The organism is Microcoleus sp. T2B6, from assembly GCF_036700475.1.
Lineage (GTDB): Bacteria > Cyanobacteriota > Cyanobacteriia > Cyanobacteriales > Microcoleaceae > Microcoleus.
The window spans coordinates 1-9,976 of the sequence record NZ_JAUBOZ010000169.1 but is presented as its reverse complement, the minus strand read 5'-3'; the positions used below and the strand labels follow the sequence as shown (position 1 = coordinate 9,976).

The window sequence follows — 9,976 nt, the reverse complement described above, 5'->3', positions numbered from 1 at the left end:
TCTATCCTTGCTCTTCGCTGTGCTTATCTCAACGGTCAACTTTCAATTTGATGTATTTGCCAAACTGAGATGCACCCGATATAAGCGCAATCTTTCTCGCAGGCTACCGCAAATCCTTCTACATCAGAACCGGAAATTGTGTTATTGCGTTTGCTTTCGTACCGACTGTAAATCATGTCAATTCGCATGATTGTGCTGCCAATAGACGCAATAGGAACCGGAAAAGTAGAAAGCGGGACTTGACTCAGCAGCGGAATATTGCTGATGAGTTCCTCTGACCAGCCAGAGAACTGTTCTAAATTTACGCTATTAAGGTTAGGGATTTGGGCGAGCGCAAACTCAGATAGGTCAATTTGGTTAAGTTTTGCCTGCGCTAGTTGCGGTACTTGTTTTACAGCTTGACCAATTGGTAATTGGTTGATGTTAGAGTTCACTCCGGCTATTTGAGAAGATAAAGAAGCAATTGGAGGAACATCGCTCAATTGAAATTGGCTAAGATTCGGAACAATTTCAGCTAAGTGACCGACAGTTTGCTTACCAGCTAAGGGAAATGCTGACAAGCTGATATTCTCTAAATTGATATCCCCTAATGCCAATTGTTCAATTGCTTGCAAAGAAAGAATTTCAGGTTTTACATCGTTAATGTCCCCCAGCTTCAAGATGTTGTCAACAGAAGTGCCGGCTTGCCAGCTTCGGCCGCCAGAACTTCCAGAACTAGCAACGGCGGGCAGGGAACTAAAGGTAATCTGGCTCCAATCTGGCTGCAAAACTCTAGATTGTTCTTTTTCCCAAATTTTAGTAGGTAAGGAACTAGCGCTAGCAATTGATGGAAAGCTGAAGAAAGTAATGCAGATGAAAGCAAAAATTAGGCAGAGTGTACTGGCAGCTATTAAGGCAGAGCCTATCTGGCTTGATTTTTTTAACGGCTTGGGACTGTTCATGGAAATCCTCTTGATGTTAACTAAAATGCGGGTAAAAAAAGCTGCTCTATTCTCTCTAGTTTGGAAAAACTTTAAATGGTTTTTAAAACATTACGAAAAATAGAGCAGTATTGCAGAAATTAGCCATCAGCTAAATCTCCCTCTCCCCCTCTCTCGCCCTCTCCCTCTCTCCCTTTCTCCCCCTCTTCCTCTCTCCCTCTCCATTTTAGGAATTACCCAAAAACCCGGTTTTTGAATGTAATTCCGTCATTTTAGGTTGAGGATGAGAACGAGAAACTGTTTTTTTTAGGTTGATAGTGCGTCCTGGACTGCATTTCTCCATCTTCGCTTTTTTCTTTAATCAAGCTCCAGCTCAAGCTGTGGATTCGGGCGGACTGCTGAATCTGTCCAAGGAGTATCTGCTAGGTTGGACAAGTCATACACATTTTCTTGGTAAGCGTTGTCAAAATTACCTTGACGAACTTCTTTAGATGACGAGTAACCGACAGTCAAATCCGGTGTCGATTCGTAACCAGAGTTGTTATAGCCGGAATTAGGTTCAATCGATGAATTATGCATGGTTTTTATGAGTTTATGTGGTGAACAATTCCAATTTAAATCGCATCTAGTTCCTGCAACTTCATTCCTATGAGCGATTTTGTTCAGTAAAAATTACCCCCTCCACATGGAGGGGGCAGCTCTATGAAAGTTACCTAACGGCTCTCAGCACTGGGCTATTCTACGAAGTCGAGAAAAATGTCTTTTAAGAAAGTGACAAAGTGCGATCGCGCACCCTTATTCTCTGATTTGTCAGTAATCGCGGTGTAAGAAACCGAATTCTAACCCGAGAGCGCGTTTCATCTAATAAAATTAATGCCCCTGATTCAATCTCTGACTCAAATTTATGCAACACTTCCACAATTAAACTCTCTCTATTGGCAGGCAGTACGCCTTGAATACGCACTTGCATTACAAGGAGTTAGCCGCGACTGAAAATGTCTTCTATGTCCCGTGAACCATGCAGAACACGAATTACATCTATTCCATTTTCAATTTCCCGGTAGAACACCACATAGTTCCCAATCGGAAAGCTGTGCAACCCAGCTAACAGTTCCTCACCAGAAAACGAGCGAGAAGCCCCTGGCTTTAGACATGGGGAGGAAAGCGGCTGCGACTTCAGTCGCCTTGAATCAAAATCCATAGGAATAGCCATCTTTTTTGTGAATAGGCTTGCAATATTTATGACTAATTCCTGCTACTCTTTCCTTCGTTGTAGCAAGATCGAACGAGCCAGATGCACGGCAAAGAACTCGTCCCACATAATAGCCGACTTTTTTGCCTGCGGTGACTGTCGCGCCAACGATATCGCCAGTCTGAAAACAGAAATGAATTTGCCTTCTCGACTTGTGACGAATTGGGAAGCCAAACTTATTTGTGCCACACATTTGTCGAGTACCGTGTCCTGCTGCCTTGATTAGCAGCGGTTGACAAATCAGCACCTTTAATTCTTCGACTTTGCCGGCACTTGCAGCATCTAACCAATGAGATTTAGGTAGGTTTAATCGAGTGCGATTGAATTTTGTCAAGCCACCACTGCCCGTAGAAACTGGTAAACCAGTCATGCTAAGTCGGTTAAATAATGCCCAGCGAGTCGAATTGACTGCTGCTGCGTCTTTTAATGGACGTTTTGCTTGAGATAGAATCCGCTTCAAAATCTCTGGCTTTTTAGATAGGAATTGCTCAACGTCTTGAGTACCTTTCTTTTTGTTGCAAGCATCGCAAGCAAGGCAAAGATTAGAAATACGATTAGATCCACCTTTGGCTTTGGGATGAATGTGTTCGACTTGTAGAGGTGTATCAGCAACTCCACAATACGCGCACTTTCTGTCCCATTTGTTCAACAAATATTCGCGAATTTCATAGCCACATAAAACGCCTTGTTGGTACTCCAGTCCACTAATTTCTGGGTTCTCAAGTTGTTGTAAGTCGAACCGCACAAGTTCTTGAACAATAGAAGAAATGGGAGCAACTTTTATCAATCTAGTTACCCAGGTTAGGGTTGTTTCGACACGATGCTGCAAGCTTGGGGCTAACCATCCTTTAGGACGAGTCCTGTTTAAAAATCTAGCTTTCCGATAGCGAGTATGGCGGTTTCTCCGGACTCTACGCAGTGAACGGCGAGACTCAAGGCTAGCTTTGATGGATTGACCTCTGTGAGTTAGTTCTGCGCCAAAAATTACGCTTTCTCCTTGCAGTAATGCGATTCCTGTAGTTTTAGACCCAGGATCTATTTTAAGAGTGATTGGTTGTTGGGATGCTGTTACCTCTACCTTGAGAATTATCGTAAATGGATACCTTTTGAAAACAGCAGCTTTGCCAGCGGTTAGCAATTTACGAGCCATTCCTGGGCGGACTGGATTGAGCGGTCGCTTGTGGCTATCAAGTACAAAAACGAAATTAGACATGAAGTCCTCCATTGCTGGGTAAAGTTCGCTTCGAGAATGTTTTAAGAGCTTTTTAGACTGAAGGCACTGGCTTAACCCCGTTAAACCTGTTTAACATTCAGTGATAGAGCGGAAAACTAGCGACGCATTCGCCGGTATCATGACTCAAAAAACGTAGGTCTAATCCTGTCTCTGGTAAGGTTCGGGCTTTCTTCTTGCACCGCTGGCGATCGAGTCGGAGTTTCTAAAAGCCCCCGCTTTTAAGCGTGGGGTTCCTTACGCCTTCTGCCCAATCCTGGATTACGTGCCAAGGTTTGCAGTTTTCCTTCAACGCGATCTAAAAACTCGTCAGCCCGATCTAAACTATCATCAGCGATGTAGTCCCAAATATCTAGCAAATCCAGTTCAGCGCGTGGGCGTTTAACGATCGTGGCCATTACTGCGGTTTCCTCCGCCGACGCTGCCGCGCTTTTGCCTTGATTGCTGGCATATCCAAGGGAGTTGCCTCACCGCTGTCTAGCCCTAGCTGAATCTCCTGTCGCAATTCCTGCAAGCGAGTTTGCTGGAATTGTTCCCGTTCTTTCAACAGGCGCAACCCTTCACGGATCACCTCGCTGGCAGAATAATATAGTCCGCTTGAGACTTTCTCTTGGACATACTGCTCTAACTCCGGTGTCAAAGACACGTTCATGCCTGAGTCCTCCTGTAATTTGGGCTATTCCATTTTGGCTTTAATAACAGGGAATAGCAATCGTTGTTATTATTGTACTAAAAAACTAGCTCTTGTGTACAAGCGAGCTGAGAAATTATTAAAGTAACTCTCGCGATCGATCTAAATGAACTAATCATGCCCCAAGTGGGTTTCCAACTAAGCCGATAAAAATCAAAACAGTCAATTACAAGCCTGTAAAAATGTCTTTTAAGAGGGAGTAGGAACTAAAAGCTAAAGAATCCCCATGCTTAAGAAAGGGGATATGACGCAGATTGGGATGCGTTCAAAGCTACCAAATTCCTTCCGCATTTTTATTTTAAATTTTTCATTATGTCCAAGCAAATCACTTGGTTGGGTGCGAGAACACCTCCGACTTTGATTACTTGCAGCTCTCCGGTTTCGTGGGGATATTGTGCTTTAACTTCGGCAATTGCTGCATCTAAACTAGATGCCTGAGCAATATACACCTTCTCAAGAGCACTTAGTACCCAAATAGGTTTGGGCCACTTATGTCGAGGTTGAAGAATTGAATAGTGAATCACTTGACCAGTATACTGAACAATTTCCTCGATCGCAGTTTCCGAACAAAACTCCCCCAATTCTGACTCAATACATTGTTTGAGTTCTTTCGCAGGAATCTGCTCAAAAACTGATTCTAAGAGCATTAATGCCGGTCTTGTCTGCTCTAATTGAGTGTGTTCCTGCACGACTAATGACTCTACGAAATGACTGACCTGGTTGATGATTGAGTCAAAATCTAGCTCCATCAATAAATGACCTAAATACTCCCTTAACAAATTTCTTAGCTTTTCATCAGAGATATTGATACCGCCGGTTTTCAGATAAACTGAAGGTTTATTACCCAAATTCCGACCGCAGCCAACTTCTCCATTAGCTGTATCTTCTGCTTCTATCAGTTCCATCAAGCGCGGATAACGGGTTGTATCATCTATTGTGGATTGCGGCTGGGAGGGAATTGAGTTACTCATAAAAAAGCTCGGTAAGTGGGAAACTCAGTTACATTATAGTCATAATCTTTAAATTTAAATTCAAACAAAATTTTCCCATCCACCTTCCTCTAATTTTTTTTTTTTAATCTAATCGTTCCGAATTAAAGTCGCACTTAACAGTGCTGCATCGGTGAAGTTCATACATCTGAGTTCACCGTTATGAAAAAACTGCTCGCTATCGCTCTAACAAGCATTTTGCTTTTAATGGCAACAGACGCTAACGCAGTCGTCTGTAAAAAGATTACAGATGGCAAACCAGGTTTCGACTTTTTAGGTGGCACTTGGGATAGCCAAAACAACTAACTGTTACCGACTCTAAAGTTGGCAACTATTTTCAATGAAAACCAGGCAACCCCTGGTTGTTTTTAGACCAACCGCCATCCTTTATGTCTTTTACCTTATTTCTAAAGTTCAGGACTTAAATTGATTTACAAAAAACCGAATAATAACTCAATACGCTTGGGTTAGCGCTTTCAGACGAATTTAATTTCACGGATTTTTTGGAATTCCCGACTTGTGAAAGGAAGTCACATTGTTCTGAGTCCAAGCGTATTGACTTAAAACTCGTATACTTCCCAAATAAAACCCATTATCCTCAAGCTACCTAATCTCGAATACCGGCTTAACAATAGTAAAACTTCGTGCATTATTGACAGAAAGATAGCCTTTCATTTTTTTTAGAAAAGCAAGTAATTATGAAACCTACTCCGCTAAACCAGCAGAAACAATCAACCGCTATTCCAACTTCTTTGACGCCCGAGAAACTTAAAATAGCTCAGTTCCCAGTTACACTTAAAACTCCTTACCAACTAATCGATACTGCTTTCAATCTTGAAACAGCCCTGCAACCATTCCAACAAGCAAAAATCATCGGTATAGACTGCGAAACGACAGGGCTTGACCCCTACCAAGCCAAAATTAGATTGTTACAACTTGCCATTCCTGACCATCCAGTAATCATTGTAGATTTATGGGCAATTGAACCGAGTTCTCTCGAACCATTACGCTTGCTCTTAGCGAGTCCTGCACTAAAGGTAGGTCACAACCTCAAATTTGAATGGCAAATGCTCGCTTTTGCCGGACTGGAACCATCCAAACCCTTTTTCGATACCTATTTGGCTTACCGAGTGCTGACGGCTGGACTAAAACGGTATCTGTCCTTAGAGGCTGTCACTGAGAATTTGCTCAAAGTAAATCTAGACAAAACGCAGCAAGTTAGCGATTGGTCAGGAAACTTAACACTCGCTCAACTGCAATATGCTGCTACCGATGCTGCAATTTTACTCCCGCTGGCTGCTGTTCTCGAACAAAAATTGAAAGCTTCTAAGCTTTGGAAAACTGCTTTACTAGAGTTTGCTTGTCTGCCTGCGGTGGCTTCTATGGAACTCAACGGAATGCTTTTAGATAGAGAACAGTGGAGAGTTTTGGGAGTGAAGCTCTGCCACCAACGCGACTCTCTTTTAAAACAAATTAATTCGCAACTCCATCGACCTAACCCTCACCAACAAATCTCTCTGCTGCCCGAATTTACGGATACAATTAATCCTCGCTCTCCCAAGCAAGTCTTAGCGGCTTTGCAAGAAAAAGGTATTCCTGTTACTTCCACTAGCTCTCAACATTTAATTCCTTTGCAAGGCGAGTATCCCGTTATTCAAGCACTGTTAGAATACCGCAGTTTATCGGCTCGTATCGATACTTTTACTCTGGGTTTACCTGAACGCATTCACCCGATTACAGGGCGCATTCATCCCAATTGGTTTCAGATTGGTGCTAGATCAGGACGGTTTAGTTGTCGAGAGCCAAATTTAACCAATATCCCCAGAGATAAGGAAACCCGACAGTGTTTTAAAGCTGCACCCGGTTACGTCCTGCTCAAAGCCGATTACAGCCAGATTGAACTGCGGATCATGGCGAAGGTTTCCGGCGATCGCACGATGGTGAAAGCCTACTCTCAAGGGGAAGATTTGCACTCTCTGACAGCTTCTTTGGTGCTGGCAAAACCCTTATCTGAAATTACTCTCGAAGACAGACAGCTCGGTAAAATCATTAACTTCGGTTTAATTTATGGCATGGGAGTTACGAAATTTAAGAATATGGCTCAAGCAGAGCATGGAGTCACTTTAACGCTGCAACAAGCTTCACACTTTCGTAAGAAGTTCTTTGAATCCTATACAGGTATCAAACAATTTCACAGCAAAGTTCGGAGCGCCTGGAGCCGAGGTATTCGAGAGAGTCGGACAGTCTTAGGCAGAAGGAGATTATGGTCAAAAGATACTAAACCGCTGCTTAACGAAATGCTAAATAACCCAATTCAAGGGATGAGCGCTGACATTACTAAACTCGCTCTTGCTCTCATTTTTTCACCTCTAAGCTGCACGGATGCTAAACTGATTTGTGTGGTTCACGATGAAATTTTAATAGAGAGTCCTATCGAAGAAGTAAACCACGTTAAAGCAATGCTTAAAAAATGTATGGTGAGAGCCGGGAATAAATTTCTCTCTCCGATTCCTTGCGAGGTAGAAATTAAGGTGATGGAAAGTTGGGGAGGGTAAGAGATTAACGGGGAAAGATGGGGGAGTGGGAGTAGGGAGAAAACGAACCGATGCTATTGCGATTTATCATGCACTCAAGTTTGATCGTAAGCAGATGGCCGATACTCGAATAACTCTTGCTCTGCCGCCACAAATTTAGACCGATCGCCCCCAGAAGCAGGCCGAGCAAAGGACGCTTTGTTCCGAATCCCCTGGATATCTTCAGAAGAACGCTCAGACGACAGCACAAATTGAGTTCTCTGATAACGCAAATGGGCCAATTCAATTTTACCCGGTCGCCCTTCACAATAAGCTCGTTCAGCGCAGCGCTTAACTGCGATCGCAATTTCAGCACTCGTTGCTCCGGCATAATCAGATAGTAGCGAATACCACTGCCTGTCGCTCCAAAGGTTCTCTTTTCCCTCCCCAAACTGCTCTGGGAAATACTTAGCTAAGTGCAAATTGAAAATCTCATAGCGAGCGCCGCTGTGTGGCAAATCCACAAACCAGATTCCGCCGTCGTCAAATCTGCGGATAAGTTCAGCCGGCAGCATTTCTAAGCGGTTAACAGTAGCTAACATTAACACGGGACTCTCATGCTCCTGCATCCAGGTGAGCAATTTCTGCGACAGCCGCCTAGCTACACCGCCATCAGCATTTGATTCCCAGCCAGAAAAACCCTTGTCAAAATCGTCAAAGAACAGCACGCAGCCGCCCAAATTATCGGCTGTATCCAGCATTTTATTGAGAGCGCGATCTGGATTAGAGGAACCTATAATATTGCCCCAACTTGCTGCTAAAAGCGCATAACCTAGCTTCTTAGCAGCTAGCTTTGCACTCAAACTTTTGCCCGTCCCCGGCGGCCCCCACAGCAGCATTCCTTTGGGAGGTCTGAGGTGATATTTCTTGGCATCAGCTTCTGACAGCTTTACGACTTCGCTCAAATAAGCGTCTAATAAATCTAAACCGCCAGCATGAGGCACGTCTGGAGAAGCAATGAACTCCAACCCCTGGTCTCGAAGTTGCGATATCTTATGCTCTAATACCAACTGTGCGATTTGGACAACGGAAGCGGTCACAGAGAGCGATCGATCTAACACTAATTCAATTTCAGCAGTTGGCAGCCCTAGACTAGAAACAGCCAGCCGTTTTTTAGCAGCTACCGCATCTGAACCAAAATCAAGGGAACAATTGCGATCGCAAAAATTATCTACAAGAACTTCGACTTCAAAACGATCTGGTAACGGGCATTTGAGTAGAGGAATTAATGGCCTTAGCTTTGATGGCAGTTGGATGTACTCACCCAGCAGTACCCAATATTGGTTGGCCCAACGCCCTTTCAGCTCAAAGAATGCGTTAGCCAATTGAGAATAACGGCGGATAAGAGGCTGTTCGCTACTCTCTGAGTCCAAAATATCCTCTAACAAAAAGATACCGGGACAGTCATTTTCCAGCAGAAATTGCAGGACATCACTCTCGACAGATAGCTCAGTTTTGCATAAGACGTATTCACTATTATCCATCTGATGAAAAGGATCTGAAACGGTTGTCATATCAGAATGACCACCTAAATTCGGGAGATGTTTATCCAAACACCGCACCTGTTGAAGAGTTGCATAGCCAGGATTCCAATAATAAACAGGTAAACAACACTCACTGGCGTACTGATGAAATGATGACAATATTTTTTGGCGATCTGCACTGTAATATTCGAGGGCAAATATTTGAGTTTGAGTCGCTCTTAAATTAGACCAAGCAGTGAAAAATTTCATGAGGTTATACATCTAAATAGAGGATATTTAACATAAAAGTTTAACTAACATAATTAAAATTTAGCTTCCTGCTAATGAGCGAAATACTCCCCCTCTACTGGAGGGGGTAATTGTGCCTAACGGCACTCATTAATTGATGTTATGCAAGTTAAATTGTCAATCATGGTCACAAGTAAAAAGCAAACCGCAGCCACTCCCACTCGCTCTCAGTCACCAGTGCCTGCTAAATCTAAGCCACCTGAAAAACAGAACAGTCAAACTGTCGGCAGTAACAATGGAGCAAAATCAAAACCTCAACCTAACCTCAGCTCCGAGCAACTTGCTGGCGAGCTAGTCAAACAGATTCGCAATACAATTCATAAGAAGTACGGCGTGACAATTCAGCGTCGCGATAGCCGTATTTCGACAAAGGTTGGCCACGCAATTCGCGAAAAACTGGGATTGGATATTCAAGCTCAGTTGAACAAGCGCAACGGCAATGGCAATGGTAAAAAGTTCGACTGGCAAGAGCATTGGTGACAAGTTAAGGCTGTAAGTCTTTTGTCAAGAGGCTTTCGGAGAGTTCTTAAAAAAGAATTGGTCAGACC

11 protein-coding genes are annotated in these 9,976 nt (G+C 43.4%); 3 read left to right on the top strand and 8 right to left on the bottom strand.

Features of this window, described 5'->3' with window-relative positions; translation table 11 throughout:
- Positions 1 to 35: 35 nt before the first annotated feature.
- The 7 genes from QUA00_RS35155 to QUA00_RS35125 all read right to left on the bottom strand — a co-directional run bounded on the left by QUA00_RS35155 (position 36) and on the right by QUA00_RS35125 (position 5,065).
- Complete coding sequence (locus tag QUA00_RS35155; protein WP_333413140.1) at positions 36 to 941, bottom strand: hypothetical protein; 906 nt, start codon at positions 939 to 941, stop codon at positions 36 to 38.
- 336 nt (positions 942 to 1,277) lie between these two features.
- Complete coding sequence (locus QUA00_RS35150) at positions 1,278 to 1,499, bottom strand: hypothetical protein (RefSeq protein WP_333263986.1); 222 nt, start codon at positions 1,497 to 1,499, stop codon at positions 1,278 to 1,280.
- A gap of 400 nt (positions 1,500 to 1,899) precedes the next feature.
- Positions 1,900 to 2,121 carry a type II toxin-antitoxin system RelE/ParE family toxin gene (locus tag QUA00_RS35145; RefSeq protein WP_333413142.1) on the bottom strand — a complete coding sequence of 74 codons (222 nt, stop codon included), beginning with the start codon at positions 2,119 to 2,121 and terminating at the stop codon, positions 1,900 to 1,902.
- On the bottom strand, positions 2,111 to 3,385 hold the full coding sequence (iscB, locus tag QUA00_RS35140) for an RNA-guided endonuclease IscB (protein ID WP_333413138.1): 1,275 nt from the start codon (positions 3,383 to 3,385) through the stop codon (positions 2,111 to 2,113). Before iscB ends, QUA00_RS35145 begins: the two co-directional genes overlap by 11 nt.
- 239 nt (positions 3,386 to 3,624) lie before the next feature.
- Complete coding sequence (locus QUA00_RS35135; protein WP_333413136.1) at positions 3,625 to 3,801, bottom strand: type II toxin-antitoxin system RelE/ParE family toxin; 177 nt, start codon at positions 3,799 to 3,801, stop codon at positions 3,625 to 3,627.
- Positions 3,801 to 4,055 carry a type II toxin-antitoxin system ParD family antitoxin gene (locus QUA00_RS35130; RefSeq protein WP_333058483.1) on the bottom strand — a complete coding sequence of 85 codons (255 nt, stop codon included), beginning with the start codon at positions 4,053 to 4,055 and terminating at the stop codon, positions 3,801 to 3,803. The genes QUA00_RS35135 and QUA00_RS35130 overlap by 1 nt, the downstream gene beginning before the upstream one ends.
- Positions 4,056 to 4,387: 332 nt before the next feature.
- Positions 4,388 to 5,065 (bottom strand): hypothetical protein, encoded by a 678-nt coding sequence (locus QUA00_RS35125; RefSeq protein WP_333413134.1) that lies wholly within the window; start codon positions 5,063 to 5,065, stop codon positions 4,388 to 4,390.
- 180 nt (positions 5,066 to 5,245) lie between these two features.
- On the opposite strand from QUA00_RS35125, the gene QUA00_RS35120 reads away from it, so the two are divergent.
- Together QUA00_RS35120 and QUA00_RS35115 are read left to right on the top strand one after the other, a co-directional pair.
- Positions 5,246 to 5,389, top strand: a complete 144-nt coding sequence (locus QUA00_RS35120) for a hypothetical protein (protein WP_333413132.1) — start codon at positions 5,246 to 5,248, stop codon at positions 5,387 to 5,389.
- A gap of 392 nt (positions 5,390 to 5,781) precedes the next feature.
- Entirely contained in the window at positions 5,782 to 7,638 is a 1,857-nt protein-coding gene (locus QUA00_RS35115) for a bifunctional 3'-5' exonuclease/DNA polymerase (RefSeq protein WP_333413130.1), read from the top strand.
- A 74-nt stretch (positions 7,639 to 7,712) separates the two neighbouring features.
- On the opposite strand, the gene QUA00_RS35110 is transcribed toward QUA00_RS35115, so the two are convergent.
- The gene (locus tag QUA00_RS35110) at positions 7,713 to 9,389 is read right to left on the bottom strand and encodes an AAA family ATPase (RefSeq protein ID WP_333413129.1); all 1,677 of its coding nucleotides are present in this window, start codon (positions 9,387 to 9,389) and stop codon (positions 7,713 to 7,715) included.
- 162 nt (positions 9,390 to 9,551) lie between these two features.
- Between QUA00_RS35110 and QUA00_RS35105 the strand changes: the two genes are divergently transcribed.
- Positions 9,552 to 9,908, top strand: coding sequence for a hypothetical protein (locus QUA00_RS35105; protein WP_333413127.1), 357 nt, complete (start codon positions 9,552 to 9,554; stop codon positions 9,906 to 9,908).
- Positions 9,909 to 9,976 lie beyond the last annotated feature (68 nt).

Excerpts from the sequence above, each read along its gene's own strand:
- QUA00_RS35155 (WP_333413140.1), bottom strand. The coding sequence starts at position 941 with ATGAACAGTCCCAAGCCGTTAAAAAAATCAAGCCAGATAGGCTCTGCC.
- QUA00_RS35150 (WP_333263986.1), bottom strand. The coding sequence starts at position 1,499 with ATGCATAATTCATCGATTGAACCTAATTCCGGCTATAACAACTCTGGT.
- QUA00_RS35145 (WP_333413142.1), bottom strand. The coding sequence starts at position 2,121 with ATGGATTTTGATTCAAGGCGACTGAAGTCGCAGCCGCTTTCCTCCCCA.
- iscB (WP_333413138.1), bottom strand. The coding sequence starts at position 3,385 with ATGTCTAATTTCGTTTTTGTACTTGATAGCCACAAGCGACCGCTCAAT.
- QUA00_RS35135 (WP_333413136.1), bottom strand. The coding sequence starts at position 3,801 with ATGGCCACGATCGTTAAACGCCCACGCGCTGAACTGGATTTGCTAGAT.
- QUA00_RS35130 (WP_333058483.1), bottom strand. The coding sequence starts at position 4,055 with ATGAACGTGTCTTTGACACCGGAGTTAGAGCAGTATGTCCAAGAGAAA.
- QUA00_RS35125 (WP_333413134.1), bottom strand. The coding sequence starts at position 5,065 with ATGAGTAACTCAATTCCCTCCCAGCCGCAATCCACAATAGATGATACA.
- QUA00_RS35120 (WP_333413132.1), top strand. The coding sequence starts at position 5,246 with ATGAAAAAACTGCTCGCTATCGCTCTAACAAGCATTTTGCTTTTAATG.
- QUA00_RS35115 (WP_333413130.1), top strand. The coding sequence starts at position 5,782 with ATGAAACCTACTCCGCTAAACCAGCAGAAACAATCAACCGCTATTCCA.
- QUA00_RS35110 (WP_333413129.1), bottom strand. The coding sequence starts at position 9,389 with ATGAAATTTTTCACTGCTTGGTCTAATTTAAGAGCGACTCAAACTCAA.
- QUA00_RS35105 (WP_333413127.1), top strand. The coding sequence starts at position 9,552 with ATGGTCACAAGTAAAAAGCAAACCGCAGCCACTCCCACTCGCTCTCAG.